Below are 26413 nucleotides of genomic sequence, written 5' to 3' on the forward strand. Positions count from 1 at the left end.
GACTGAGATAGCAGCAGCATGGCCAGAACAGAAAAAAAGCCTCTTTCGAGGCTTTTAAAAGAAAATAGTTGAGCCACCTGGTTTCCCTAGCGATGTGGGCGGTTGTTTTTCTTGACCGGTTTACCCTGGCTCGGCTTTGCCGCCACGGGCTTGCCTAAAGCGGGTCTTGCCACACCAGGTTTACCATTGCCAAGCTTGCCGCTCGTAGAAGTAGCAAACGGAGCCTTGGCCGGACGACGACTTCCGTTGGCAGGCACAAGCTGCTTGGCAGCAATCGGCTGCCAGGCCGGAATCAAGTGTTTCTTGCTATTCCCGATCAAGTCTTCCCTGCCCATGTTTTTCAGCGCCTCACGCAACATTGGCCAATTGTTAGGGTCATGGTAGCGAATAAATGCCTTATGCAGGCGGCGCACGCTACCTGCCTTGGGGATAGGTACATCTTCACTATCCGCAGTCACCTTGCGCAAGGGATTCTTGCCAGAATGGTACATGGCAGTAGCCATTGCCATGGGGGTCGGGGTGAAGGTTTGCACCTGGTCCAGCTTGAAATCATATTTCTTGAGCCACAACGCCAGGTTAAGCATGTCTTCATCAGTGGTACCGGGATGGGCCGCGATGAAGTAAGGGATCAAGTATTGCTCCTTGCCCGCTTCCTTGGAGAATTTCTCGAACATGGCCTTGAATTCGTCATAGGCATCCATGCGCGGCTTCATCATCTTGTTGAGCACGTTCTCCTCCGAATGCTCGGGCGCGATCTTGAGATAGCCTCCCACATGATGCTGCACCAGTTCCTTGACATACTCCGGCGACTTCACTGCCAGGTCGTAACGCAGGCCAGAACCGATCTGGATGCGCTTGATGCCCTTGATGGCCCGTGCCTTGCGATAAAGCTGTATCAATGCCGAATGGTCGGTATTGAGGTTTTCGCAAATGCCGGGAAACACACACGACAGCTTGCGGCAGGATTTCTCGATTTTCTCGCTCTTGCAGGCAAGCCGATACATATTGGCAGTCGGGCCGCCAAGATCGGAGATTGTCCCGGTAAAGCCTTCCACTTTATCTCTGACTTCCTCAATCTCCTTCAGGATGGACTCTTCAGAACGGCTCTGGATGATGCGGCCTTCATGTTCAGTGATCGAGCAGAAAGTACAGCCGCCAAAACAACCGCGCATGATGTTGACCGAAAAGCGAATCATCTCCCAGGCGGGGATTCTGGCTTTTTCATAGACAGGATGCGGTGCCCGCGCATACGTCAGGTCGTAGACATAGTCCATTTCCTTGGTAGTCAACGGAATAGGCGGCGGGTTCAGCCAGACCTCCCGGTCGCCATGGCGCTGGACCAGCGCACGAGCATTGCCTGGATTGGCTTCCAGGTGCAATACCCGGGAGGCATGTGCATATAGCACTGGGTCGCGGGCGACCTCCTCATAATCCGGCAGTCGGATGAATTGCTTGCTACGGTCAGCCTTGGGCTTGCGCACTATGGTGATGGCGTGCACACCCGGCTCCAGGTCGGAAGAGGCCTTGGCCGCCGCGGAAGTCGATGCGCAGGAGGCACCGGTTTTTTCCATGGCGGGCTCCATGGCATACGGATCCACGGGGGTATCTACTTTTCCCGGACGATCAAGTGCAGTAGACGCCACTTCCTGCCAGCCCTCAGGCAAGACCTTGCGCAAGAAAGCCGTACCACGGATATCAGTAATTTCACTGATCTTCTCGCCCTTGGCAATACGGTGACTGATTTCCACCAAGGCGCGCTCGGCATTTCCATAAATCAGTATATCGGCCTTGGAATCCACCAATACGGAACGACGGACCTTGTCCGACCAATAGTCGTAATGCGCAATCCGACGCAAGGAAGCTTCTATGCTGCCTATCACCAGCGGAACACCTGGGAAGGCTTCACGGCAACGTTGGGAGTAAACCAGGATAGCGCGATCAGGACGCCTGCCTGCCACCGCATCCGGGGTATAGGCATCGTCGGACCGTATCTTGCGATCAGCAGTATAGTGATTGACCATCGAATCCATATTGCCAGCGGTAATGCCAAAATACAGATTTGGTTTGCCCAGCGCACGGAAAGGGTCCGCAGACTGCCAATCCGGTTGTGCAATAATACCCACACGAAAACCTTGGGCTTCAAGCAAACGGCCCACAAGAGCCATGCCAAAGCTTGGGTGATCAATATAGGCATCGCCCGTGACCAGAATAATGTCGCAGCTGTCCCAGCCCAAAATATCCATTTCAGCGCGACTCATGGGTAGAATGCGGGATGTGCCGAAACGCTTGGCCCAATAGGGACGATAAGCGCTTAATAAACGAGGTGACTCCATAGGGCGTGCATTTTACCTTGGAAAGCTTGCCCCAACACAAAAAAACGGCAAAAAAATCTAAAATCAACTGATAAATCAGGTAATTATTGAATGAAAACCATATCCGTGCGCCGCTCGGCGCAACAAGTAGGCCGGGGAGCGGCAACCTTGTTACTCAGCCTGGCACTGCCAGCGCATGCCACCAATGGTTTCAATTTGATTGGTTTTGGAGCCGAATCCTTGCTCATGGGCGGGGCCGACGTGGCCGTTGCCCGCGATTCATCTGCGATCAATACCAACCCGGCAGGCCTCGCGCAGATTCACGGCAAGGTTTTCAATGGTTTCGGCAGCTTGCTGCGTACATTGAATCTCTCCCATGCAGACCAGTTCGGCACCGATGACCATGCGACTAACCGCTACACCTTGCTAGGTGGTGGTGGCTATGTGCAGTCGCTGGATGCCCTGCCGTGTACCGCAGGAATAGGCAGCTTCGTACAAGGTGGTGCGGGTGGCGTGTTCCGCAATTTTAACAAAAATGGCGGAGGCCGAGATGACTTTGCGGCCAAGTTCGGCATCGCCAAGATCAGCTTAGGCATAGGCTGCCAAGTCACGGAGCGGCTGGCTCTAGGCGGCACCATAGGTTTGACCTATGCCAGCATCAAGCAATCCCTCTATCGCAGCTCCCCCTTCGGCACTGAATTTGAGGACGCCGACGGCGTCAGGCCGCATTTCAAGATAGGCATGCAATACAAGCTCACGCCCACCATCACTCTAGGAGCGGCATATACTGAGAAGACCAAGTTACCGATGACTGGCGGCACCTTGCGCTTCAATCAAGGTAGTGAAATCATCGAATATGGTGATGCCAAGCTGGAGGGCCTTGCGACTCCACGCGAGTTTGCCGTGGGCGCTGCGTGGAAACCGGATGATCAATGGCTGCTCTCGCTTAAGCTCAACTGGATCAACTGGGATGACGCGCTAAACACCAGCACATTGACCGCACGCAAGCCAAACAGTGCCAGCGCGTTTTTCCCCGAGCTTGTCGCCAACAATCGCCTGGATTGGCACAACCAGGTCGTGATCGCCATGGGCCTGGCCTATGAGCTCAATGACAAGACGACGCTGTATGCGGGCTACAACTACGGCAAGAACCCGATTCCACGGGCGACGACCACACCGTTCATTGCCGGCATACTAGAGCATCACTACACGGCAGGGGCAGCTTATAAAGTCAGTCCGGAATGGACGTTCACCAGCGGTTTTGAGTACTCGCCCGTGGTCAAGGTCAACTATAACAATCCCGAACTCCCTTTTGGCAACGCCCAACTAAGGAATGAGGCTTTATTCCTGCACTTCATGCTCAGCCGCCAGTGGCAATAGCGTCAATTGATTTCACAACATAAAAAAGCCGGCATCCGCCGGCCTTTTTACTTCCAGATGATCACTTTACTGCTTTTGATCCAGGTCTATACTGGTATCGAAACCGAACAAATTTCCCGCCCAGATAAACACTACCCAGACCAGCACCCCGAACGGCAGGTACCCGAAGAAGCCCTCTAGCGGCATTTCGGCGAAAATATGGATTACGTTCACATAGGGGATGTCATAAATCCAGTAATTGGGATTGGTTTGCAGCTCGGGCAAGGGATGTGCACTACCGTAGTTCCAGGCCTCCCAGAAGAAGCCATTGAACAACGATGCCAGCGCTACCAGGATCATTGGGGTCCAGTTGCCCTCAGCCAAGGCGCTGATTGGATTCCAAATCTTGAGTCGCATCAGCACACCCGCCACCACAGCAAACGGTCCAATCCAGACTACCCAGAACAAGGGGTAAGGCAGAAAGGTCATCAGGAAAATCAGGGCAAAACCGCTCCAGATAAGTAGCCAGGATGGCAACACCAACTTGGGACCCTGGCTATAACGTGTCGCCAGCTTGGGGCAGGTCTTGAGCAATGTGTACCACTCAAAGATGGCAGGCCATACAGTAGTGTAGGCAATCAGGAACAATACCACGATCAACTCATGGGATAACCCCGGGATATGGGTATTAGGGTAATACCAGTTACCCAGCACGAAATAATCATAGTATTCAAAGAACAGCCAGCCAAATACCGACACCAATGCACTGATTGCAAATGTCCTCGGCTTGCTGGATACCAGCGATACTCCATTGTTGCGCCTGTAGGTCATTCCATCAAGCGCCAGGATGAAACCCCACCACATTGGGCTGAAAGCATAATAGACGAGGTTGCCGAAAGGGGTGATGCGGGTCCACATCAACCACCAGAAGAACAATGTGAATACAGATCCAATCCAGAACCAAACCGGAAACGGCTTTTTAGCAGGCTGAGGTGTGGGGGTGACAGGCTTGAAGCCAAACCAGGTTGGAAACAGCAGGAATACGCCGAAGGCGATTTCCACCAGGGCAATGACGATGAATATGGTCAGGTTGAACCCAGGGACAGGTTCACTATAGTCGGGCGGAAATACGCCGAACCCTGGTGGGAAATGGGTATCCGGATAAGCAAACCATGCAGCGATTAATGGCAATGCCAGGCACAAAAGCACCGGCCACACTAGCGACCACTTTTTCATCTTGTATTCCCCTTGTTGAGAATTATGATTGTGTTGTTATTTTCTTCGTGAATTGCGGCATGCCTCTCTGGCGTTCGCGTTTATTGGCATACATACGTGTATCAGCCAGGTATTTCAGAACGTTCCCGTCCCGGCTTTCCATTGCATGGGCAATACCGTAACTCATCCCGGAAAACTCAAACCCGCGGCCATGCAGTATCTTCATCGCAGCCTGCAGGCGGCTTTCCAACTGGCTGACATTCCCCGATGGGCTGGTAATGGCAAACTCGTCACCACCGATTCTGTGCAGCACGCCCATTTCGCCCATGGCCTCCTGCACCACTTGGGAAAAACTGCAAAGCAGCTCATCCCCACGCTTATGCCCAAAGTTATCGTTGTAGAACTTCAGGCCATCAATATCAATAAATACCAGCACTCCTTCAGGCGGCAACATATCCAACCGCTGATCCAGGGCATAACGATTGGGCAGGCCTGTCAGTGCATCGGTACGTGCAATTTGCAGATGATGTTCGGAGAGCGTCAGCGCATATTCTTTTTCATGGTGCAAAAGCGCAAACTGGCGTGCAAGCACCAATGCCAGCAAGATCATTTCCACCGTCACCGCCAGCATGCCGAAATGTTCTATGTAAAAAGTATTGGAACCCTGCACTTCTGTATTCGTAATGGAATAGGAGCCAATGATGAAGAATGCAAACACCGCCACCAGATAATACTTGGCAATCAGATGGCCACGCCACGCCCGCCTAATCCCCGCAATCAGCCCATATATCATGATCAGGCCGACCCCATAGCGGTCAAACTCCAACGACCAATGTGGCCACAACACGGCCGCGGGGATAAAAGCCAGCAGGATATAGAGTATTCCTCGTCCCACGCGATAGAGCACGGAGTGCTTTTGCTGGTTTATGCCCAGCAGATGAATGACAAAAAAGACATATGCAATATTGGAAAACAGGATAGGAAAGCTGATCAGGTAAAACCAGTGGATACCCATCAAGTCCGGCAATATCATTAAGGCGGCCCCGTTATAAAACAGGTTGCCAAAAATGAACAGGGCATACATGTAATCTGTCACCTGCTTGCGCACATAACCCAAGGCAGCGTAATAAATCATGAGGATGGACATGGCGCCATAACATAGGAGCACCATGGCATTGCCAGGCTTGATCGACTGCTGATAGGCCTTGAGCGATGCTACATAGGGTTGAGGACGGGCAAGGAAGAAAGGTGATTCAAGTTCGCTTACCACCTGGTAATGCCCTGCCGGCAGCATGATATCCCGTCCGTGACGCAAAATATAAGGGTTGGGCTCCCTGGACTGGATGCCACCATGCAACGCTAAAAGCTCCCTGCCTTCAGGGTCATATATCCTGTGAACAAACCTGCCTATCACGCTGGAATTTTTAAAATCAATGACATAATGAGCATTGGTTGGAAGTACAAGATCGGCTTTATACAGAAAATGCCCGCCGTTGCTCGCAGGATGCAGTACCGGGATTAGTCCGGTGTCCTTCGGGCCTTGCGTAGCGAGGTCAGCAGTATCATCGGTTACCTCGAACCACTGCCCTGTCAACATGTACGAGTCTGCCAAGGACAGGCAAGGTTGCAGCCCCAGCCAGGTCAGCAAAATCCAGAAAAACAGACTTTTTTTCCAGGCGGAGTCTTTATTTTTATGGAAAAGCATAGATCCACCAATACGGATGGCTAGCCAGCAAGTCACGCGCCATGACATGGATATTTGGCGCAAAAAAACGCCGTACCGCGTGTGGGCGTTCATTGATAACGGGGTGTGGAACCGCATGATTGATTTCCATGAGCGCAAATTCTACCTTGCAGCCACTTGATTTATATCTATTAAATTGAAAAATTTGATCACTCATGCTGCTCTTTGCTATCAGGCCGCCAACGACGCAGCAATAATGCATTGACCACCACACTGACAGAACTGAGCGCCATCGCAGCGCCCGCCACTACTGGATTTAGCTGGCCGAAAACTGCCAGGGGAATCCCGATCATATTGTAGATAAACGCCCAGAACAGATTCTGCCTGATTTTGTTGTAAGTACGCCGGGAAACCGAAATGGTGTCTGCCACCAGTAATGGATCAGAGCGCATCAATGTCACGGCGGAAGTATGCATGGCAACATCTGTACCGCTGGACATGGCAAAACCAATATCAGCCGAAGCCAACGCAGGCGCATCATTAACGCCATCACCTACCATCGCGATCACATAGCCTTGCTGGCGCAGTCCCATGATCACCCTGGCCTTGGTTTCCGGCAACTGCTCGGCATACACCTCATCTATGCCGACCTGGTCTGCCACACGCTGCGCACTGACCGGATTGTCTCCGGTAAGCAATAGGGTCTTCACTCCAAGGCGATGCAGGTGATCAATTGCGGCTTTGGATTGAGGCTTGACCTCATCACCAAAAGCCAACAATCCCAGCAGCCTGCCCTGCCCCTCTATCCTGTCTGCCACCCAAGAAATGGTGCGTCCATTTTGCAACAAGACTTGCGCCTGGACCTCCAGCATATCAGTAGCCACACCGATATCATGCATGCAGCGCGAATTGCCAAAAAATACCGTGTGCCCTTCGACTGTTGCCTGCAAGCCACGTCCTGGCAGCACCTGGGCATCATTGGCAATTGAGTAGGCAATTGAGTGCTGTTTGGCATATTCCAGCACGGCTTGTGCAAGAGGATGCTGGCTGCCACTTTCCAGAGAAGCGGCCAGGCTCACCAGCGTGGTTGCATCAATAGCTGCTGTCAGCACATCAGTGACAACAGGCTTGCCCTCAGTAAGAGTTCCCGTCTTGTCGAAAGCGACATAATCAATATGGTGTGCCAACTCCAGGGCATCTGCATCCTTGATCAGGATACCGTACCGTGCCGCCACGCCGGTACCTGCCATAATCGCGGTCGGCGTTGCCAACCCAAGCGCACAAGGACATGCAATCACCAATACCGCCACCGCATTGAGCAAGGCCTGCTCCCAGGCCCCATTGTGGAGCCCCCAGCCCAGCAGGGTTAACAACGCAATGACCAATACCACAGGCACAAATACCGCACTGACCTTGTCTACCAGGCGCTGGATGGCAGGCTTGGCAATCTGTGCATCCTCCACCATGCGGATAATCCGCGCCAAAGTGGTTTCGGCACCGATTGCCAATGTCTCCACCAGCAACACGCCATCCATGTTGACCGCTCCGCCCGTCACACGCGCATTCAACGTTTTCTTTACAGGTTTGCTTTCCCCAGTCAGCAGAGACTCATCCAGATGACTCGCCCCTTCCAGAATGCGGCCATCCACTGGAACCCGCTCGCCGGGCCTCACAACGACCAAATCGCCCACCCTGATATCCGCAAGCGATATATCGAACTCCTGCCCATCCCGCCTGACCCTGGCGCTCTCTGGACGCAATGATTGCAAGGCACGTATTGCTTCCGTGGTTTGCCGTTTCGCGCGGGTTTCCAGCCATTTGCCGAGAAGTACCAGCGTGATGACTGCGCTGGATGCTTCAAAATATAAATGATCTGGATGGCGGAACAATAAGTACAGTGACAATCCGTAGGCGGCAGAAGTACCAATTGCCACCAGCAAATCCATGTTGCCGGAAAAATTGACGGCCGCTTTCCATCCAGACCGGTAAAAACGCGCACCCAACCAGAATTGGACCGGTGTCGCCAGCAAGCACTGCAGCCAACCGGGCAACATCCAATGCCAGTCGAATACGCTACCCACCATGGGCAATACCAGCGGTATGGTCAACAAAGCCGCGCATACCACTTTCCACCCGTCCTGTCCGGCATCAACCCCTGGCAATCGTGTTTCCGGGCTGATGAGCTGAGCACCATAACCCAGCTTGGCAATTGCCGCAGTGACTGACTCCGTCACTGCCGGAACAGCAGCTTCCACGTGTGCCCGCTCAGTTGCCAGATTGACTGATGCCTGGCTTACGCCGGGCAGCTTACGCAAAGCCTTTTCTATCCGGGCAGCACAAGCTGCGCAGGTCATGCCGCTGATGGCAAAGTCGAGTTTTTGTACATCCTGTTCGGGCATATCCGGGCTTTGTTGAAATGAATCAATTATGATGGGCTTGTTTCAATCAAGCACATCCCCAATATCAATAACGGCAATATCAAGACTTGACTTTACCATGGTGCAAGACCCCATACTTACATCATTCAGGTACTAATGGAGACAGACAATGTATGTATTCAAAGTAAACGATATCAGTTGCAACCACTGCGTGCAGGCCATTACCCAGGCTGCGCTTGAAGTGGATAGCAATGCCAGGATTAACGTGGATATCGCTGACAAAACCGTCAGCATAGAAAGCAACACGGCCCAACCGCTCTTCAAGGCAGCCATCACTGAAGCAGGCTACACTCCTGAATAATGGCAATAAACCACTACATGATTTCAACGAGTGGGTTCGTTGCATTAACAGTCTTGTTATTTGCCAGCTGACTATTCCAAGCAAGAGCCAAGCCAAGCACTGATTAGTCAATGATGATCATGCGTGGCGGGCTTCCTTATATGCAGCTCATGTCCTCCTGCACTCTGTCCTGTTTCATGGGAAGATGGGGCGCGATCAATGCTGAGGCCTGCATTGTCAACTTCATGGGCAACCGTCCCTGCAGGATGCCTGAAATCCCCAGGATCACGATAATCCCCTTTATTCAGGCCTTCACGCACCTTCACCGTGGTAAACATACCTCCCATATCCATGGGTCCAAATTGGCCACCCCCACTCATCATGGGCAGTGTGTTTTCAGGTAATGCCATGGACATCGCCCCCATTTCCCCCATGCCGGTTTCCCCCATGGGCATATAGCCCGGCAACAGGTCCGTGATTTTCTCCACTAGGTCTTGCTGGCCCACGCCTATCATGGTGGGTATTTCATGGCCCATGGCATTCATGGTGTGATGGCTCTTGTGGCAATGGAAAGCCCAGTCTCCCGGCTCGTCAGCGATGAACTCTATGGCCCGCATTTGTCCCACGGCAATATCCGTGGTGACCTCAGGCCAGCGCGAAGCTGGCGGTGTCCAGCCCCCGTCGGTACCGGTCACCACAAACTCATGTCCGTGCAGGTGTATGGGGTGGTTGGTCATGCTGAGATTTCCCACCCGTATCCGCACCCTTTCCCCCTTGCCTGCGACCATGGGAGAAATGCCGGGAAATACGCGGCTGTTGAATGTCCACAGATTTTGTTCCAACATGGTACTGACCTTGGGGGTATAGCTGCCGGGAGCAATATCATACGCATTGATAAGAAACACATAATCACGGTCCACGCGCATCAGGTCAGGACTCCTGGGGTGAGTGACCCAAAACCCCATCATGCCCATAGCCATCTGTACCATTTCATCCGAATGTGGGTGGTACATGAAAGTGCCGGCCCGCCGGGCCTCGAACTCATAGACAAAGGTCTTGCCTGGTGCAATCGCAGGTTGAGTCAAACCACTGATCCCATCCATGCCGTTCGGCAGGCGCTGCCCATGCCAATGAATACTGGTAGATTCCGGCAAGCGGTTGCTGACATAAACGCGTACACGATCACCTTCCACCACTTCTATGGTGGGGCCGGGACTCTGACCGTTATAGCCCCAGAGGTGCGCTTTCATGCCCGGTGCAATCTCGCGCACTACCGGTTCTGCCACCAGGTGAAATTCCTTCACACCGTTTTTCATGCGCCAAGGCAATGTCCAACCATTGAGAGTCACCACTGGATTATAAGAACGGCCACTGCCTGGCACCAAGGGCGGCTGAGTGTCGGCATGCTGCACACTGACGATCTCGGGCAAAGCAGCCATGGCTACCTTGCTCACACTGGCAGCAGCCACTGCTGCGCCTCCAAGCTTGAAAAAATCTCGCCTGTTCAACATGTTCATTCCTTTCCCTTGCCAACAGCCTGCGCTACCGGGCCTACGGTCGCCAACTCCAGGTCGGCCTCCGCCAGCCAGAAATCACGCAGGGCTGCCATATATTGATTTACGCTATTTACTTGCGCCCTGGCATCCGCCAGCAGATCGAAGGCGCTGACCAGCATGCCGTTGTAACGCAGCTGGTTTTCTTGCAGGATACGATGACGCAAGGGCACGATCTCATCCCGGTAGTGCCGTGCAATCTCATAACGCACCCGATAACTGTTATAAGCCGTGCGCACTTCAGACTGTGCATCAACTACCAACTGCGCAGTATGGTTCAAGGCTTCCGTATAAATCGCCTCAGCACGCGCCACCCGGGCATTGCCGGAATCAAACAGCGGCAGCTCAAAAGCGATTTCCACGCCATTCTTGTAGTCATCGCCCCGCCGTCCTTCAAGAACCCGTGCAGGCCCCAGCTCCAATACATTGATAAAGCGCGTTGTCCTTGTCAGGCCCAGACGCCTTGCCAATGCTTCCACTTCCAAGCGTTGAGCCTGCAAGTCCAGCCTCAGATCAAAGGTATTTCGTTCCACCTGCGCCAGGCTGGCTTCACTGCTGGGTAAATCGGGGAGGTGTGCTGGCAATGTAAAAAGTGATCTATCCGCAAGCCCCAACAAACGCGCCAATTGCTCGTGTGCACTTACCTGTTGCTCGCGCGCCCTGGCATATTCCAATGCAGCATCCGCATAGAACCCTTGTTCACGCGCCTGGTCCAGCTTGCTCCAGTTGCCTCGCTGGTACATTCGGCGCGCCAGTTCTGCAGCAGCCTGTGCGGATTGCTGTACCTGCGCAGCATAGGCCACCGCCTGGTTGGCAGCGACCGCATTGACCCAGGCACGACGTACAGACTGTGCCAGCTGGATTACTCCCAGGCTGACTGCCTGTTTGGTTTGTTCAAATCTTTGCCGCTCCATTTCCTTGGCTTTAGGCATGGTGACAAGGGCAAAGACATTCATTGTGAATGCCTGCTCTATCTTGTAATCGCCATTATTGCGCGCATAGAGCATGGAAAAGCGCGGATTGGGCAAACGGCCCGCCTGTACCAGGTCCGCCTCCGCCACACCAAGGCTGGCATACCTGGCCTGCAAATCCTTGTTATTGAACAAGGCAAGCTGCACGGCATCATCAATGCTTAATGGCTGCGCCAGCAACTCCTTCATGCGGACACTGATAGCATTTGTTGGACTGTCACTTTTCTCCCTGATCAGCTCCTGTTTGAGGTGCTTGCCCACGCCTTGCTTCACATCCTCAAACCCACCATCCCGGCTGAAACTGGCGCAACCGCCCAGTGATAACAACAATAACAATGCAGCACCGCCACGGATTGTTATTTCCCTGCTGGCATTCATGGCTTATTTCCCTTGCTGCATATGCATATCATGGTTGTGTCCATGCTCTGCATGATTCGCCATATCGTGATGGTCTGTGTGATTCTGCTGAGGAGGCAGGTCTTTTCCGGCAGATGTATCTGACGGCTGCTCAAATGCCTGGTACTTGTCCAGAACTGGTTGATAGTCCAAATGCTGCGCATGGGCATTGCTGTCATGCGTACTATGATCGTGATGCTGTGTGGTATCTGCGTAAATAACGGGGGAAACGACAAGAATTAATGCCGCAACAATAGCGGATAAAATAGATGACATGATGCTGACTCCGTGCATGATCAATAAGCCTTATATCCAAGAACTGACTTGAAGTTGCGGCAATGCCGCTGTGATCATGAACTTATGGGGGGTCGTTGCAACAGGGCTAAAGCAGGAGAAAAATAAATGACCGCGACTGTATCATCCTGAGGAGTGTAGGGTCGTGCTGCCGTATTCAACTGGTTCAAGGGTAGCAGCACACTGAAACAGAAGAGACAATCATGGCAACTGCCGCAGTCCGAACTGCTTTTGCCGTGGCCTGCATGCTGTTTTTCATGTTGCACTGCGTGCTGGCCATGATGTGCATCCTCTGCTTGCGTACCTGCAGACTGCACTTCCACGGCATGCCCTTGCTGCATTGAACCCTCGGATGGCAGGTGCAGCACTGTACTGGCCGATACGGTATCGATCAGAAAGATAGAGAGCAAGCAAAAGGCAAAAGTGCGTAGATAGCGCATGGGCCTATTAAAGCATACCGCCACAGGGCGGTAAAGCAGCCCAGAACCGTGATCTAAATGATAAGCTAGGCACGTGTCTCAGTCATGAATCATGCTGAAACCGCTCATTCCCTACATTTCATTAAAGCGCTGTTTAGCAGATGAGTCATCGTTATTACCGTTTGCCTGGTGGTTTGGTACGGGTACTGGATGCCAACACACCATTCCCCGCCCTGAATGAGGCCCTGCAAGAGCCTAATGGCCTGATTGCGGTGGGTGGCAACCTTTCGTCAGCACGCCTGTTGGAAGCTTACCAACTGGGAATATTCCCCTGGTTCAGCGAGGGTGACCCCATCCTCTGGTGGAGCCCTGACCCTCGCATGGTCTTGTTCCCGGAGGAGCTCAAGATTTCAAGATCACTCGGCAAGCGTCTAAGAAAACCCGATTACGAAGTACGTTTCAATACTGCCTTCGATCAAGTGATCAAGGCCTGCGCAAACACTGGTCGCGAAGGCCAGGATGGCACCTGGATTACTGAAGAGATCATGCATGGATACATCCAGCTTCATGAGCTAGGCTATGCCCATAGCGCAGAAACCTGGATGGACGGCATATTGGTAGGTGGACTTTATGGCGTACGTATTGGTCACATGTTTTATGGTGAGTCCATGTTTCATCATGTCACCGATGCATCCAAGCTGGCATTTGTCCATATGGTCAGGCATTTGCAGACATTTGGCTGCGGCATGATAGATTGCCAGATGAAAACTTCGCACCTGGCCTCTCTTGGCGCCCGGGAAATTTCCCGGGCAGAATTTTCCCAACGCCTGTATGAATTGGTACACTACCCCTCATGACATTGCCTGGCGAACAACATCTGCAGAAAATCCAGTTCTATGCGACTACTGCATACGCATGCGGCTACCTCAAGGACCAACCGGCGCAATCACTGATTGCCACTCCGCATCACCTGATAGATGCTCATGCATACAGTGGCTTGATCAAACTGGGTTTCCGTCGTAGCGGCAAGTTTGCCTACCGCCCGCACTGTGAAACATGCCATGCCTGTATTCCTGTCCGGTTGCCAGTATCCCAGTTCAAAGCCAAACGCAGCCAACGGCGCGCCTGGAAACAGCACCAGAACCTGTCCGCATCGCTGATGGAGCTGACATTTTCTGAAGAGCACTTTGCACTTTACTCTGCTTACCAGATCACACGCCATGAAGGCGGCTTGGGTGATCCGGAAACTGCCGAGCAATACCGCAACTTCCTGGTGCAAAGCAATGTGGAAAGCCTGATGGTCGAATTCCGGGAGAATGGCATACTCAAAATGGTCAGCGTCGTGGACATTGTCCGGGATGGCGTTTCCGCGGTGTATACCTTCTATGATGCCAGCGACCTGCACGCCAGTTATGGTACCTACAATGTGATGTGGCTGTTGGAATGGTGCAAAACCCTCAACTTGCCTTACCTGTATCTCGGATACTGGATCAAGGAAAGCCGCAAAATGGCCTATAAAAAGAACTTCCTGCCGCAAGAAGGTTTGGTAGATGGGATATGGCAACCCATACATCTTGATCTCGATGCAACAAGCAAATAATCATTGAGTTTCGTTGTGAATTGAACTTTATTCATCAGCACCCACTCTGAGCTTTTACTCCTTGTCATCTCCAGAGCAACCGGCGTTTTAGTGTTTGTTGCCTCACTAAAACGCCGTCCTTGCTTACACCATGCCCGTCCCGAAATGCCTTGCTGGCATGATACAATCGCGGTTTTAACCCGACAGCCGTAGCACTAAAACTTGAAAAAACTGCTTATTTTCGGCGTAGGCCTGATTGGCGGCTCCCTTGCGCTTGCGCTCAGGCGCTCGCAGTCCGACTGGCATGTAGTAGGCGTGGGCCGTCATGGCGACAGCCTGCAGGAAGCCCTCGATTTGGGAATTATTGACGAGGCGGCGACAGACTTGGCTCTCGCATTGCAGGATACCGATGTAGTCGTCATTGCAACACCAGTTGCCCAAACTCCCGCTATCTTCAGCTCAATTGCGCCCCTGCTTGATGTCAATACAGTGATAACCGATGTCGGCAGTACCAAAGCCGATGTCGCAGCGGATGCCTTACGCCTGCTGGGTGCAGCTGCATCCCGTTTTGTACCGGGCCACCCGATTGCAGGCGCAGAAAAAAGCGGCCCGGCAGCGGCTAATGCTGACCTGTTCGTCAACAAGAATGTAGTGCTCACGCCTTTGGAAGCCACTGATTCCAAGGCGCTCGATGCTGTAAGCGAACTATGGCTGGCTACCGGCGCACGCGTACGCCGGATGAGTGCTGCCGAACATGACGGCATCTTTGCTGCAGTAAGCCACCTTCCGCACCTGCTGGCATTTGCGCTGGTTGATGACCTTGCCTCCCGGCCAAACTCAGCGCAGTTCTTTGAACTTGCCGCCAGTGGCTTTCGCGATTTCACCCGTATTGCCGGCAGCTCGCCGGAAATGTGGCGTGATATTAGCTTGGCCAATCGCGAAGCCCTGCTGCAGGAGCTGGATACCTACCAGCAAACCCTCTCGCAGCTGCGTGAACTCTTGCACAAGCAGGATGGCAACCAATTGCTTGCATTATTTGAACGTGCCAGCCGTGCCCGTACCGATTGGGCACAGCAGCACCCTCAACAGGCTTCGTCATGGAAAAACTAACCCTCCAAGCTGCCAGCAAAGCCCAGGGAAGCATCAAGCTCCCTGGCTCCAAGAGTATTTCCAATCGCACCCTGCTACTGGCAGCCCTGGCTACAGGGACCACTGACATTCACGAACTGCTGGCATCCGATGATACCCAGCGCATGCTGGAGGCTTTGCAAACCCTGGAAGTAGGCCTGGAGCAAACCGGCCCGCACCAATGGCATGTACGCGGGACGGCAGGCCATTTCCCAGTGAAGCATGCCGAACTCTTCCTGGGCAATGCCGGCACAGCCTTTCGCCCATTGACCGCGGCACTTGCCTTATCACAAGGTGAATATGAACTCTCGGGCATTGCCCGCATGCATGAACGCCCGATTGGGGATTTAGTGGATGCGCTCAATGCAGCCGGCGCCAATATCGAATACTTGGCCAATCCAGGCTTTCCGCCACTCAGAATCAAGCCTGCAACACTGAATACTGCTGCGCCAATCAAGGTGCGCGGGGACGTTTCAAGCCAATTCCTCACTGCACTGTTGATGGCATTACCACTGGCTGGCGAAGCAATCACCATAGAAGTCACAGGCGAACTAATTTCCAAGCCATATATCGAAATCACTATCAACCTGATGGCACAATTCGGCGTCATAGTTGAACGTGATGAATGGCGCTCATTTACTATCCCGGCAAATAGCCGCTATCAAAGTCCAGGCAATATTCATGTGGAAGGTGACGCCTCCTCCGCCTCCTACTTCCTTGCTGCAGGCGCTATAGGTCACGGCCCGGTAAGGGTTGAAGGTGTTGGCAGCAGAAGCATCCAGGGTGATATACGCTTCATTGAGGCACTGGAATTGATGGGTGCCAACATCAGCACGGGTGCAAACTGGATAGAGGTCAGCAGCAGCAGGAAACTCAAGGCACTTGATCTGGACTGCAACCACATCCCCGATGCCGCCATGACATTGGCAATATTGGCGTTGTTTGCAGACGGCAGCAGCACGTTGCGCAACATTGCAAGTTGGCGTGTCAAGGAAACTGACCGCCTAAGCGCGATGGCAACGGAATTGAGGAAAGTCGGGGCAACCGTAGAAGAAGGTAGCGATTACCTGACCATTACGCCGCCGGAAAAACTCATCCCGAATGCCATCATAGACACCTATGATGACCATCGCATGGCCATGTGTTTTTCGCTGGTGGCACTAGGCGGCGTACCCATCACTATCAACGATCCCAATTGTGTTGCCAAGACATTTCCTGACTACTTTGAACGCTTTGCAAGCATTAGTCATTAGATCAAATAAATACCGAATTGCTTACCTATGCCCCAACCTTCTATTCCAGTGATCGCTATTGATGGCCCATCGGCCTCAGGCAAAGGCACCATCGCCCAATTGGTTGCCAGCGAGCTGGGCTACCACTACCTAGACTCGGGGGCCATCTACCGCATTGCTGCATTGGCAGCAAAAAACCAGGGAATTTCCTGGCAGGATGAAGCGGCACTGGCAAACATGGCAAAAAAACTGAATATCCGTTTTGAGCAAAACCAGATATATCTTGATGGAAAGATAATCACAGAGGCTGTGCGCACTGAAGAAATCAGCCGCGGCGCATCGGAAGTGGCAGTACACCCGCAGTTGCGTGCAGTGCTACTGGGTTTACAAAAGGGCTTCCGCAAGGCCCCTGGATTGGTGGCAGATGGACGTGATATGGCAACCGTTGTCTTTCCTGACGCACAGACCAAGATTTATCTCACGGCAAGTGCTGAGGTACGTGCGGAAAGACGCTATAAACAGTTGAAAGAAAAAGGGATACATGCTAATCTGGCAGACATCTTGCAGGATTTGCAAACTCGGGACACGCGAGATCAGCAAAGATCTGTTGCACCGTTGCAGAAAAGCGAGAATGCCAAATTGCTGGAAACCAGCATGCTTAGTATAGAGCAAGCAGTTCAGGCTGTGCTTGATTACAGCGAGCAAAGCACCAGCAGTTAATTTTATAGTGAGTGTGCCGTGAATCCCACCGATTCATGGTTTTTTTAATTTGACCCGCTGCTCGGCGGGATTATCTGGATATTTTTTAATGGCTAACCTTTCAACCACAACCCCCTCCATGGAAAGCTTTGCAGCTCTTTTCGAGGAAAGCCTGGCTCGCCAGGAAATGCGCTCCGGTGAAGTCATCACTGCTGAAGTGATTTCAGTTGATGATGATTTCGTTATTGTTAACGCTGGCCTGAAATCCGAAAGCGTGATTCTGGCGTCAGAATTCCGTAACGACCGTGGCGAACTTGAAGTAAGCGCAGGCGACTTCGTTAAAGTATGTATCGAATCCCTGGAAGATGGTTATGGTTCCACCAAGCTTTCCCGCGAGAAGGCGAAGCGTCTGGCTGCATGGCTGGATCTTGAAGAAGCAATGAACGAATCCCGCATCATCAAAGGCATGGTCAATGGCCGCGTCAAGGGTGGCTTGACTGTCATGGTAAACAGCATTCGTGCATTCTTGCCAGGTTCACTAGTTGACTTGCGCCCCGTGAAGGACACCACTCCATTCGAAAACAAGGAATGGGACTTCAAGGTTATCAAGCTGGATCGCAAGCGTAACAACGTTGTGGTTTCTCGCCGTGCCGTGCTGGAAGAAAGCATGGGCGCTGACCGCGAAGCACTGCTTGAGTCCTTGAAAGAAGGCGCAGTGGTTAAGGGTATCGTCAAGAACATCACTGATTACGGTGCATTCGTTGACCTGGGCGGCATTGATGGCCTATTGCACATCACTGACCTGGCATGGCGCCGTGTTAAGCACCCATCCGAAGTGCTGACTGTTGGTGAAGAAGTTGAAGCCAAGATCCTGAAGTTCGATCAAGAAAAGAACCGCGTTTCCCTGGGTATCAAGCAACTGGGTGATGATCCATGGGTTGCACTGACACGTCGCTACCCTGTTGGCACACGCTTGTTCGGCAAAGTAACCAACCTGACCGACTACGGTGCATTCGTTGAAATCGAGCCAGGCATTGAAGGCCTGGTACACGTTTCCGAAATGGATTGGACCAACAAGAACGTCCATCCTGCCAAGATCGCTCAACTGGGCGACGAAGTAGAAGTCATGATCCTGGAAATCGACGAAGACCGTCGCCGCCTGTCCTTGGGCATGAAGCAATGCCAGGCCAACCCATGGGATGACTTTGCCGCTTCCCACAAGAAGGGCGACAAGGTTAGCGGTCAGATCAAGTCCATCACTGACTTCGGCGTATTTATCGGCTTGCCAGGCGGTATCGATGGCCTGGTGCACTTGTCCGATCTTTCCTGGAACCAGACTGGCGAAGAAGCAATCCGTAACTTCAAGAAGGGTGATGAACTAGAAGCCGTTGTTCTCAGCATTGACGTTGAGAAAGAGCGTATTTCCCTGGGCGTTAAGCAACTGGATAGCGATCCATTCAGTGCCTACACCTCCTTGAACGACAAGGGCGCTATCGTCAAAGGTACCGTCAAGTCTATTGAAGCCAAGGGTGCAGTCATTACCCTGGACGGTGAAGTTGAAGGTTATCTGCGCGCTTCCGAAGTTTCGCGTGACAAGGTAGAGGATATTTCTACAGTGCTCAAGGAAGGTGAAGAAATCGAAGCTCGCATCACGAATATTGATCGCAAGAACCGCTCCATCACCTTGTCAATCAAGGCTAAGGATATGGCCGACGAAGCTGATGCACTGCAAAAATTCAGCAATGACGCAGGTTCTGCCGGCACCACCAACCTTGGTGCGTTGCTGAAGGCCAAGCTTGACGGCAAAAACAACGAGTAAGGCGTTAAGCCATGACCAAATCAGAGTTGATTGCCAATCTGGCTGCGCGTTTTCCGCAACTGGTGGTCAAGGATGCCGAACTGTCAGTCAAGGCTATCCTTGACTCGATGACGGACAACTTGGCTACTGGTGAGCGTATCGAAATCCGTGGATTCGGTAGTTTCAGTCTGAACTACCGCCCTCCAAGGCTAGGCCGCAACCCCAAGACTGGTACCAAGGTACAAGTGCCTGAGAAGTATGTTCCACACTTCAAGGCGGGTAAGGAGTTGCGTGAACGTGTTGATCTGAGTGAATAAGCGCGGAAGTTCGCGCTGAAGAAAAAACGGCAGCATCCATCAAGATGCTGCCGTTTTTTTGCTTTTTTACATCAATTCATTAACGCTTTTACTTCTGCTTGGGTAAAATTGAACCATGCGCACCCTATACATGATTTTAAGCATATTGCTGTTTATCCTGCTGCTGGGATTTGCCTTCAAGAATTCAGCCCCGGTTGAACTGGCTTATTACCTGGGCTACTCTTGGCGGGCCCCCCTGTCCCTGATGCTGTTAATCACCTTTTTCACCGGCATTATTGCAGGCATCATTGCCTGCCTGGGATCACTGATACGCCAAAAACGAAAGTTGCTGGCGCTGGAACGTGAACTGAAAAACCTGAAACTGAACAGCTAGCGAACTCCGCTTTACCCAACTTAAATCCTCAAGCATAGAACTTGGGGTGCTCCTGGAACAATATCATGGAATTTGAATACTGGTGGCTTCTCGCCCTACCGCTTTTTTTTACGTTAGGCTGGCTTGCGGCCCGGGTTGATATCAATCAACTGCTGACCGAGTCAACGGCCTTACCAGCAGCCTATTTCAAGGGCTTGAATTTCCTCATCAGCGATCAGCATGACAAGGCGATTGAAGCTTTTATCGAAGCGGTACAAGCAAACGCAGAATCCATGGAGCTACACTTTGCCCTCGGCAGCCTGTTCCGGCGCCGGGGTGAAGTGGATCGTGCCATCCACCTGCACCTCAACCTGCTCGAGCGCAAGGAGCTTCCAGACCAGCAAAAACAGGCTGTCATGGCTGAGCTTGCCCAGGATTATCTCAAGGCAGGGCTGTTTGATCGTGCGGAAGAGCTATTCACCTCACTGCATGACAGCCGCTACAAACAGACAGCGCTCCGCGCCTTGCTGGAGATTTATATACGTGAGCGCGAATGGAACAACGCAATCAAAAGCGCGATTGAATTGGAACGCCTGTCCGGTATTTCTTTCCGTAAGGAAGTTGCCCAGTTTCACTGTGAGATTGCCATGAAGGCCATATTGGAGCATGACACGCACACTGCGCGCCACGCACTGGAAACAGCGATAGAAGCGGATAAGCGCTGCGTTCGTGCCAATATCATGCTGGGTGACCTTGAAGCCGCCAATGGGACACATAAGCTTGCCATTTCCTATTGGAAGAGGATTGAGTTCCAGCAACCGGAATACCTGGGGCTGGTTGCCCCCAAGCTGCTCAGCAGTTACAAAGCGCAAGGCAATATGGAAGAAGGCATCGCCTTGCTCAAGGGATATTTACAGTCCTATAAATTGCCCTCTATCCTCAATCTGGTATATGAAACCACCTTGACCGAAGAAGGTCCTGCCAGTGCAGAAAAACTGGCGCGTGAAGAGCTCAGCCGAAAACCCAGCCTGCAGACATTGGATCAGTTCCTGCGCGCTCAATCCATGTTGGAGGATACCAATCAACAAGATACCCTGCTCATGCAGCAGACTGTACGCTATGCCATAGGCAATCGTAGCGCACACTACTGCGACCAGTGCGGCTTCCGTGCCCGTAACTTCCACTGGCAATGCCCGGCCTGCAATGCCTGGGAATCCCTATCTCCTGAGAGTAAAGAAGCTGCCGTATGACCGACCCCAAGATTATTGTTGCGCTCGACTATGCTGATTCTGCTAGTGCCCTCGCCCTCGCCAAGACACTTGATCCTGCACTTTGCCGCCTCAAGGTAGGCAAGGAACTCTTTACTGCGGCAGGACCTGAAATGGTACGACAGTTGGTCGATCAAGGCTTCGGGATATTCCTGGACCTGAAATTCCATGACATTCCCAATACCGTTGCCAAGGCATGCGAAGCCGCGAGCAGGCTGGGGATATGGATGCTCAATGTCCATGCCTCGGGAGGCAACAAAATGATGGAGGCCGCCCGCGAAGGCGTCGCCCGCAGCGGCCACTCCCCGCGGCTAATTGCCGTCACTGTGCTGACTAGCATGAAGCAGGAAGATTTACAGCAAGTCGGTATCAGCATCCCGATTGAGCAACATGTACTGAACCTTGCCAACCTCACAAAGCAAGCAGGCCTGGATGGAGTGGTGTGCTCAGCACAGGAAGCACCTGTATTAAGACAGGCGCTCGGTCAGGATTTCTGTTTGGTCACCCCTGGCATCCGTCCCGCCGATGCCAGCCTGGATGATCAGTCTCGCGTAGTAACGCCAGCACAAGGCCTGAAACTGGGCTCCACCTACCTGGTGATTGGCCGCCCGATTACAAAAGCACATGACCCTCTGCAGGCGCTGCAAGCCATCAACACATCATTAAGCCATTAAAGGAATTATTCACGCTTAATAATCATTATTATCCGTAGAACTTTTTTTGAATTAGCCGACATATGATATATCGCCTGCTTCATGCAGGTATATGCAGGTTTACATAACACATTAGGTTCGGAGAAAAAATGATGAAAAAATTGTTCCTGGTTTTTGTTATAGCATTCAGTTTCGCAATCAATGCTTTTGCTGCGGTAGATTTGAATTCCGCTTCTGTCACGGAACTGGAAACCGTGAAGGGAATAGGCCCGGCAAAAGCCCAGGCCATTATTGACTACCGTAAGGCTCATGGAGGCTTTAAATCAATTGATGACCTGGACAATGTCAAGGGATTCGGCAAGAAAAGCGTAGACAATCTGCGTAGCGAAGTCACCGTAGGCAAGTCTGCCAAAGTCGAGAAACCTGCCAAATCCGATAAGAAATCAAACTAAATCACAAATTGACTGAAAAATAAAAGCCCCAGTGGGGCTTTTATTTAAGCGGAGCAAGTCAAGGCTATTTCACACGCATACCAGGCTGGGCACCGCTATCCGGACCGAGTATGAACGGCCCACCGCGCTCATCACTGGCTGCAAGCACCATACCTTCAGACAAACCGAACTTCATCTTGCGCGGTGCCAGGTTAGCCACCATGACGGTCAACCGCCCCTTGAGGGTTTCCGGGTCATAGGCAGACTTAATGCCTGCAAACACCTGCCGCGTCCTTTCTTCGCCAATATCCAAAGTCAACTTGAGCAACTTTTCAGCGCCCTCTACATGTTCAGCATTGGCAATACGTGCAATACGCAAGTCAACCTTGGTAAAGTCATCAATCGAGATGTAATCATCTCCTGCTGCTTTGGCTTGAGTATCCGCGGCGGCAGGCGTTGCAGCAGGGACATTGCCAGCATCTTGCTTCAAAGATTCCTTGTTGGCCTCAATCATTGCTTCTACCTGCTTGGGGTCTATCCGCGTCACTAAATGTTGGTAAGGCTTGATGCTATGGCCTGGCGGCAAGGTTTGATTAACATCAGCCCAGGCCAGGGGGCTGATATTCAGAAAATCTTCAATTGCACTGGCAAGGCCCGGCAGCACCGGCTTGAGATAAAGTGTCAACAAGCGGAACATTTCCAGGGAGGCCGAGCATACTTGATGCAACTCAGCCTCACGTCCATCCTGCTTGGCCAATTCCCATGGCGCATGTTCAGCCACATAGCCATTTGCTTTGTCTGCCAATGCCATAATCTCACGCAAGGCGCGGCCAGAATCACGGCTTTCCAGACTTGCATGGATGGACTCAGCAGCAGCTCGCAACTCGTTGATCACGACATTGTCATCAATCGCGGCAAGCTTGCCTTCGAAACGCTTGCTGATAAAACCCGCGGTACGGCTGGCAATATTGATGTACTTGCCAACCAGGTCGCTATTGACGCGCGCGATAAAGTCCTCAAGGCTGAGGTCTATATCTTCCATGGTGCCATTGAGCTTGGCCGCATAGTAATAGCGCAGGTATTCCGGGTTCTTCACATGCTCAAGATAGCTACGCGCCGTGATGAAGGTTCCTCGCGACTTGGACATTTTCTCGCCATTGACCGTCAGGAAACCATGGGCAAATACCTTGGTCGGCGTGCGATAGCCAGAATACTGCAGCGTGGCTGGCCAGAACAAGGCATGAAAATACAAAATGTCCTTGCCGATGAAATGGTAAAGCTCGGTCTTGGAATCCGCCTTCCAGTACTCGTCAAAATCCAGCCCAATTCTATCGCTCAGGTTCTTGAAACTAGCCATGTAACCGATAGGTGCATCCAGCCAGACATAAAAATACTTGCCTGGCGCATCAGGAATTTCAAAGCCGAAATAAGGCGCATCACGCGAAATATCCCAATCGGACAAGCCAGAACCAAACCACTCACCCATCTTGTTGGCCGCTTCAGCCTGCAAGGTACCTGAGCGTGTCCATTGCTTGAGAAATTCTTCACACTCGCTCAGCTTGAAGAAGTAATGCTCGGTTTCCTTGCGCACAGGCGTAGCACCCGATACTGCTGAATACGGATTGATCAGTTCAGTCGGGCTATAGGTGGTGCCACAGACCTCACAGGAATCGCCATATTGATCCTTGGCATGACACTTCGGGCATTCGCCCTTGATGAAACGGTCCGGCAGGAACATGTTCTTGACCGGGTCGTAATATTGCTCAATGGTACGGGTGGCTATCTTGTCATTGGCCCTGAGTTCTCGATAAATTCGGCTGGATAACTCGCGATTTTCCTCCGAGTTGGTTGAATAATAGTTGTCAAACTCGATCAGGAAATCAGAAAAATCTGCATAGTGTTCGTTATGTACACGGGCAATCAGCTCTTCCGGCGTAATGCCCTCTTTCTCGGCGCGCAGCATGATGGGAGTGCCATGAGTATCGTCCGCACATACATAGTGCACTGTATGGCCCTGCATCTTCTGAAAACGCACCCAGATATCACTCTGCACATACTCGACCATATGCCCCAGGTGAATACTGCCATTGGCATAAGGCAAAGCTGAGGTAACGAGGATTTTACGTGACGCATTTTCAGACATAATGGAATCGCAGGCATTCAGACAATGTAATCCTGCATTTTAGCAAACTGAAGCCGTTTCACATAAGCAATCCGCATGCGCTAGAATGGTTACATTCAGAATTTGCAGGAAATCTCCCTCATGGCGCTTATGGAATCCCAGGTTCAGGACATACTCAGGACGGTGACAGACCCAAACACCGGCAAGGATTTTCTCAGTAGCAAGGCGGTACGCAACATCCAGATCAATGGCAACCATGTTGCTGTCGATATCGTGCTGGATTATCCGGCCAATAGCATATTCGGTGAAATCAGGCGCCAGGTTGAAACAGCGCTGAAAACCCTGCCCGATGTCAGCAATGTCTCCGTTGGTGTCACTAGCCGCATCGTTTCGCACAAGGTGCAACGTGGCATACAACTGCTCCCCAACGTTAAAAACATCATTGCGGTCGCCTCAGGCAAGGGCGGTGTGGGCAAATCCACCACTGCAGTCAATCTGGCACTGGCATTAGCCGCTGAGGGTGCGCGCGTGGGCATCCTGGATGCAGATATTTACGGTCCATCACAACCACAAATGCTAGGAATTAGCGGCAGACCGGACAGCACAGATGGCAAAAGCATGGAGCCACTGGAGCGCTATGGCCTGCAAGCCATGTCTATCGGCTTCCTGGTAGATATGGATACCCCCATGGTCTGGCGTGGCCCGATGGTGGTCGGTGCACTGGAACAACTACTGCGCGATACGCGCTGGAAGGATCTGGACTATCTGGTCATTGACCTGCCGCCGGGCACTGGTGATATTCAGCTCACGCTCTCGCAGAAAGTTCCTGTCACTGGCGCCATCATTGTGACCACCCCACAGGACATCGCCCTGCTGGATGCCCGCAAGGGGCTGAAGATGTTTGAAAAAGTCGGCATTCCCATCTTAGGGATAGTGGAGAACATGAGCACCCACGTCTGCTCCCAATGTGGTCATGAGGAACACATCTTTGGCGCTGGCGGAGCAGAACGCATGTGCCAGGACTACAAGACCGAGCTATTGGGCAGCCTGCCTCTGGATATTCGCATCCGCGAACAGACCGATGGCGGCAAACCTACGGTAGTCGCAGAACCGGACAGCGCTATTGCAGCCACCTACAGACAGATTGCCCGCACCACGGCGATCAAACTGGCCCAGCTCAGTCAGGATTACAGCAGTAAGTTCCCGAACATTGTGATTCAGAACACATAACAGCCAAAATTAAGACCATAACAAAGCCCACGCGGGAAACCGTGGGCTTAATGGTTTGCAATAGTACAATTACTTCCTGCTAGTAGTGACTGGGACCACATCGGCACTACCAGTCGGCCCACCTACCGCAGTTTCGTAATTATTCCGTGCATATGTAATCATCAATTCGCTAATGCGAGTCGTCATATTGCGATCCGTACCACCCAATGAATAAGCCGCCCCCATTGCGTTAGCGCGCTGGTAGAACACAGGTTCGGCAATCACTTTGCCAGTGTCAGCCTCGGTATAACGCACTTTCATGACAATCGCTGAACTGCCGGCAAGCGCCCCCGCAAGAATACGCCCTGCAGTGCCCACCAGCTTCACATCGCTACAGATTGGTTCTATCACCAATTTACGCATTCCATTGGAGTTCTTGCTATTCCAGTCCTTCACAATCGGCCCCAACTTCCAATTCAGTTGGCCTTGAACATCGGTTAAGACGACATCAGCGCCATGTTGCTTGGCACAATCCTCAGCAGTATTGATAGGTTTCAACTCAAAGCTTGAGAATTTCGAGAATGGCTCAAGCGGGGCAGGATTCTGCGCAATGGTCGGCGTACGCACATTCGTAGCACAGCCAGCGGTAACCATTGCTGCCATGAGGAGAGTGATGGTAAAGCATCTTGATTTCATATTATTTT

Annotated in this window: 25 protein-coding genes; 14 read left to right on the forward strand and 11 right to left on the reverse strand. The window is 52.2% G+C overall.

What is annotated here, in order from left to right; translation table 11 throughout:
- Positions 1 to 86: 86 nt before the first annotated feature.
- Positions 87 to 2333 (reverse strand): YgiQ family radical SAM protein, encoded by a 2247-nt coding sequence (locus tag LG200_RS07570; RefSeq protein WP_226756961.1) that lies wholly within the window; start codon positions 2331 to 2333, stop codon positions 87 to 89.
- A gap of 90 nt (positions 2334 to 2423) precedes the next feature.
- Here LG200_RS07570 and LG200_RS07575 point away from each other — a divergent pair, with 90 nt between their 5' ends.
- On the forward strand, positions 2424 to 3692 hold the full coding sequence (locus tag LG200_RS07575; RefSeq protein WP_226756962.1) for an OmpP1/FadL family transporter: 1269 nt from the start codon (positions 2424 to 2426) through the stop codon (positions 3690 to 3692).
- A gap of 66 nt (positions 3693 to 3758) precedes the next feature.
- Here LG200_RS07575 and LG200_RS07580 read toward each other — a convergent pair whose 3' ends face one another.
- Genes LG200_RS07580 through LG200_RS07595 form a run of 4 tightly spaced genes read right to left on the reverse strand, consistent with a single transcriptional unit; the run spans position 3759 to position 8969 of the window.
- A complete protein-coding gene (locus LG200_RS07580) occupies positions 3759 to 4907 on the reverse strand; it encodes a mechanosensitive ion channel protein MscS (RefSeq protein WP_226756963.1) in 1149 nt (382 codons plus the stop codon).
- Positions 4908 to 4929: 22 nt separating this feature from the next.
- Positions 4930 to 6591, reverse strand: coding sequence for a sensor domain-containing diguanylate cyclase (locus LG200_RS07585; RefSeq protein WP_226756964.1), 1662 nt, complete (start codon positions 6589 to 6591; stop codon positions 4930 to 4932).
- Positions 6578 to 6787, reverse strand: coding sequence for a hypothetical protein (locus tag LG200_RS07590; RefSeq protein ID WP_226756965.1), 210 nt, complete (start codon positions 6785 to 6787; stop codon positions 6578 to 6580). The genes LG200_RS07585 and LG200_RS07590 overlap by 14 nt, the downstream gene beginning before the upstream one ends.
- Entirely contained in the window at positions 6780 to 8969 is a 2190-nt protein-coding gene (locus tag LG200_RS07595; protein WP_226756966.1) for a heavy metal translocating P-type ATPase, read from the reverse strand. Before LG200_RS07595 ends, LG200_RS07590 begins: the two co-directional genes overlap by 8 nt.
- Before the next feature lie 148 nt (positions 8970 to 9117).
- Between LG200_RS07595 and LG200_RS07600 the strand changes: the two genes are divergently transcribed.
- On the forward strand, positions 9118 to 9309 hold the full coding sequence (locus tag LG200_RS07600; protein WP_226756967.1) for a heavy-metal-associated domain-containing protein: 192 nt from the start codon (positions 9118 to 9120) through the stop codon (positions 9307 to 9309).
- A 107-nt stretch (positions 9310 to 9416) separates the two neighbouring features.
- On the opposite strand, the gene LG200_RS07605 is transcribed toward LG200_RS07600, so the two are convergent.
- The 4 genes from LG200_RS07605 to LG200_RS07620 all read right to left on the reverse strand — a co-directional run bounded on the left by LG200_RS07605 (position 9417) and on the right by LG200_RS07620 (position 12942).
- A complete protein-coding gene (locus LG200_RS07605) occupies positions 9417 to 10799 on the reverse strand; it encodes a multicopper oxidase family protein (protein WP_226756968.1) in 1383 nt (460 codons plus the stop codon).
- A 2-nt stretch (positions 10800 to 10801) separates the two neighbouring features.
- Positions 10802 to 12190 (reverse strand): TolC family protein, encoded by a 1389-nt coding sequence (locus LG200_RS07610; RefSeq protein WP_226756969.1) that lies wholly within the window; start codon positions 12188 to 12190, stop codon positions 10802 to 10804.
- Between the two features lie 3 nt (positions 12191 to 12193).
- Entirely contained in the window at positions 12194 to 12484 is a 291-nt protein-coding gene (locus tag LG200_RS07615; RefSeq protein WP_226756970.1) for a hypothetical protein, read from the reverse strand.
- Between the two features lie 74 nt (positions 12485 to 12558).
- On the reverse strand, positions 12559 to 12942 hold the full coding sequence (locus LG200_RS07620) for a hypothetical protein (protein ID WP_226756971.1): 384 nt from the start codon (positions 12940 to 12942) through the stop codon (positions 12559 to 12561).
- Between the two features lie 140 nt (positions 12943 to 13082).
- On the opposite strand from LG200_RS07620, the gene aat reads away from it, so the two are divergent.
- The 11 genes from aat to LG200_RS07675 all read left to right on the forward strand — a co-directional run bounded on the left by aat (position 13083) and on the right by LG200_RS07675 (position 22399).
- On the forward strand, positions 13083 to 13778 hold the full coding sequence (aat, locus tag LG200_RS07625; RefSeq protein ID WP_226756972.1) for a leucyl/phenylalanyl-tRNA--protein transferase: 696 nt from the start codon (positions 13083 to 13085) through the stop codon (positions 13776 to 13778).
- Positions 13775 to 14521, forward strand: coding sequence for an arginyltransferase (locus LG200_RS07630; protein WP_226756973.1), 747 nt, complete (start codon positions 13775 to 13777; stop codon positions 14519 to 14521). Before aat ends, LG200_RS07630 begins: the two co-directional genes overlap by 4 nt.
- Before the next feature lie 201 nt (positions 14522 to 14722).
- Positions 14723 to 15610: a prephenate dehydrogenase gene (locus LG200_RS07635; RefSeq protein ID WP_226756974.1), complete on the forward strand. Its 888-nt coding sequence runs from the start codon at positions 14723 to 14725 to the stop codon at positions 15608 to 15610.
- Positions 15598 to 16881, forward strand: coding sequence for a 3-phosphoshikimate 1-carboxyvinyltransferase (gene aroA / locus LG200_RS07640; protein ID WP_226756975.1), 1284 nt, complete (start codon positions 15598 to 15600; stop codon positions 16879 to 16881). The genes LG200_RS07635 and aroA overlap by 13 nt, the downstream gene beginning before the upstream one ends.
- A 27-nt stretch (positions 16882 to 16908) precedes the next feature.
- Positions 16909 to 17580: a (d)CMP kinase gene (gene cmk, locus LG200_RS07645; protein ID WP_226756976.1), complete on the forward strand. Its 672-nt coding sequence runs from the start codon at positions 16909 to 16911 to the stop codon at positions 17578 to 17580.
- Positions 17581 to 17668: 88 nt separating this feature from the next.
- Positions 17669 to 19378, forward strand: coding sequence for a 30S ribosomal protein S1 (gene rpsA, locus LG200_RS07650; protein WP_226756977.1), 1710 nt, complete (start codon positions 17669 to 17671; stop codon positions 19376 to 19378).
- Between the two features lie 11 nt (positions 19379 to 19389).
- Positions 19390 to 19674: an integration host factor subunit beta gene (locus LG200_RS07655; protein WP_226756978.1), complete on the forward strand. Its 285-nt coding sequence runs from the start codon at positions 19390 to 19392 to the stop codon at positions 19672 to 19674.
- A 115-nt stretch (positions 19675 to 19789) separates the two neighbouring features.
- Positions 19790 to 20047: a LapA family protein gene (locus LG200_RS07660; RefSeq protein ID WP_226756979.1), complete on the forward strand. Its 258-nt coding sequence runs from the start codon at positions 19790 to 19792 to the stop codon at positions 20045 to 20047.
- Positions 20048 to 20112: 65 nt separating this feature from the next.
- On the forward strand, positions 20113 to 21276 hold the full coding sequence (gene lapB, locus LG200_RS07665; RefSeq protein ID WP_226756980.1) for a lipopolysaccharide assembly protein LapB: 1164 nt from the start codon (positions 20113 to 20115) through the stop codon (positions 21274 to 21276).
- Positions 21273 to 21968 (forward strand): orotidine-5'-phosphate decarboxylase, encoded by a 696-nt coding sequence (pyrF, locus tag LG200_RS07670; protein WP_226756981.1) that lies wholly within the window; start codon positions 21273 to 21275, stop codon positions 21966 to 21968. Before lapB ends, pyrF begins: the two co-directional genes overlap by 4 nt.
- 128 nt (positions 21969 to 22096) lie before the next feature.
- On the forward strand, positions 22097 to 22399 hold the full coding sequence (locus LG200_RS07675; protein ID WP_319004542.1) for a ComEA family DNA-binding protein: 303 nt from the start codon (positions 22097 to 22099) through the stop codon (positions 22397 to 22399).
- A gap of 64 nt (positions 22400 to 22463) precedes the next feature.
- Here LG200_RS07675 and metG read toward each other — a convergent pair whose 3' ends face one another.
- A complete protein-coding gene (gene metG, locus LG200_RS07680; protein ID WP_226756982.1) occupies positions 22464 to 24521 on the reverse strand; it encodes a methionine--tRNA ligase in 2058 nt (685 codons plus the stop codon).
- Between the two features lie 120 nt (positions 24522 to 24641).
- Here metG and apbC point away from each other — a divergent pair, with 120 nt between their 5' ends.
- Entirely contained in the window at positions 24642 to 25730 is a 1089-nt protein-coding gene (gene apbC / locus LG200_RS07685) for an iron-sulfur cluster carrier protein ApbC (protein WP_226756983.1), read from the forward strand.
- A 69-nt stretch (positions 25731 to 25799) separates the two neighbouring features.
- On the opposite strand, the gene LG200_RS07690 is transcribed toward apbC, so the two are convergent.
- Complete coding sequence (locus LG200_RS07690; protein ID WP_226756984.1) at positions 25800 to 26372, reverse strand: hypothetical protein; 573 nt, start codon at positions 26370 to 26372, stop codon at positions 25800 to 25802.
- Positions 26373 to 26413 lie beyond the last annotated feature (41 nt).

Origin of the sequence: Methylobacillus caricis, from assembly GCF_020532705.1 — a bacterium.
GTDB lineage: Bacteria > Pseudomonadota > Gammaproteobacteria > Burkholderiales > Methylophilaceae > Methylobacillus > Methylobacillus caricis.

Excerpts from the sequence above, each read along its gene's own strand:
- pyrF (WP_226756981.1), top strand. The coding sequence starts at position 21,273 with ATGACCGACCCCAAGATTATTGTTGCGCTCGACTATGCTGATTCTGCT.
- LG200_RS07590 (WP_226756965.1), bottom strand. The coding sequence starts at position 6,787 with ATGAGTGATCAAATTTTTCAATTTAATAGATATAAATCAAGTGGCTGC.
- LG200_RS07600 (WP_226756967.1), top strand. The coding sequence starts at position 9,118 with ATGTATGTATTCAAAGTAAACGATATCAGTTGCAACCACTGCGTGCAG.
- metG (WP_226756982.1), bottom strand. The coding sequence starts at position 24,521 with ATGTCTGAAAATGCGTCACGTAAAATCCTCGTTACCTCAGCTTTGCCT.
- LG200_RS07630 (WP_226756973.1), top strand. The coding sequence starts at position 13,775 with ATGACATTGCCTGGCGAACAACATCTGCAGAAAATCCAGTTCTATGCG.
- LG200_RS07655 (WP_226756978.1), top strand. The coding sequence starts at position 19,390 with ATGACCAAATCAGAGTTGATTGCCAATCTGGCTGCGCGTTTTCCGCAA.
- LG200_RS07580 (WP_226756963.1), bottom strand. The coding sequence starts at position 4,907 with ATGAAAAAGTGGTCGCTAGTGTGGCCGGTGCTTTTGTGCCTGGCATTG.
- LG200_RS07610 (WP_226756969.1), bottom strand. The coding sequence starts at position 12,190 with ATGAATGCCAGCAGGGAAATAACAATCCGTGGCGGTGCTGCATTGTTA.
- LG200_RS07620 (WP_226756971.1), bottom strand. The coding sequence starts at position 12,942 with ATGCGCTATCTACGCACTTTTGCCTTTTGCTTGCTCTCTATCTTTCTG.
- LG200_RS07675 (WP_319004542.1), top strand. The coding sequence starts at position 22,097 with ATGATGAAAAAATTGTTCCTGGTTTTTGTTATAGCATTCAGTTTCGCA.
- cmk (WP_226756976.1), top strand. The coding sequence starts at position 16,909 with ATGCCCCAACCTTCTATTCCAGTGATCGCTATTGATGGCCCATCGGCC.
- LG200_RS07605 (WP_226756968.1), bottom strand. The coding sequence starts at position 10,799 with ATGTTGAACAGGCGAGATTTTTTCAAGCTTGGAGGCGCAGCAGTGGCT.
- LG200_RS07690 (WP_226756984.1), bottom strand. The coding sequence starts at position 26,372 with ATGGCAGCAATGGTTACCGCTGGCTGTGCTACGAATGTGCGTACGCCG.
- LG200_RS07570 (WP_226756961.1), bottom strand. The coding sequence starts at position 2,333 with ATGGAGTCACCTCGTTTATTAAGCGCTTATCGTCCCTATTGGGCCAAG.
- LG200_RS07585 (WP_226756964.1), bottom strand. The coding sequence starts at position 6,591 with ATGCTTTTCCATAAAAATAAAGACTCCGCCTGGAAAAAAAGTCTGTTT.
- rpsA (WP_226756977.1), top strand. The coding sequence starts at position 17,669 with ATGGCTAACCTTTCAACCACAACCCCCTCCATGGAAAGCTTTGCAGCT.
- LG200_RS07595 (WP_226756966.1), bottom strand. The coding sequence starts at position 8,969 with ATGCCCGAACAGGATGTACAAAAACTCGACTTTGCCATCAGCGGCATG.
- apbC (WP_226756983.1), top strand. The coding sequence starts at position 24,642 with ATGGCGCTTATGGAATCCCAGGTTCAGGACATACTCAGGACGGTGACA.
- LG200_RS07575 (WP_226756962.1), top strand. The coding sequence starts at position 2,424 with ATGAAAACCATATCCGTGCGCCGCTCGGCGCAACAAGTAGGCCGGGGA.
- aroA (WP_226756975.1), top strand. The coding sequence starts at position 15,598 with ATGGAAAAACTAACCCTCCAAGCTGCCAGCAAAGCCCAGGGAAGCATC.
- LG200_RS07615 (WP_226756970.1), bottom strand. The coding sequence starts at position 12,484 with ATGTCATCTATTTTATCCGCTATTGTTGCGGCATTAATTCTTGTCGTT.
- lapB (WP_226756980.1), top strand. The coding sequence starts at position 20,113 with ATGGAATTTGAATACTGGTGGCTTCTCGCCCTACCGCTTTTTTTTACG.
- LG200_RS07660 (WP_226756979.1), top strand. The coding sequence starts at position 19,790 with ATGCGCACCCTATACATGATTTTAAGCATATTGCTGTTTATCCTGCTG.
- aat (WP_226756972.1), top strand. The coding sequence starts at position 13,083 with ATGAGTCATCGTTATTACCGTTTGCCTGGTGGTTTGGTACGGGTACTG.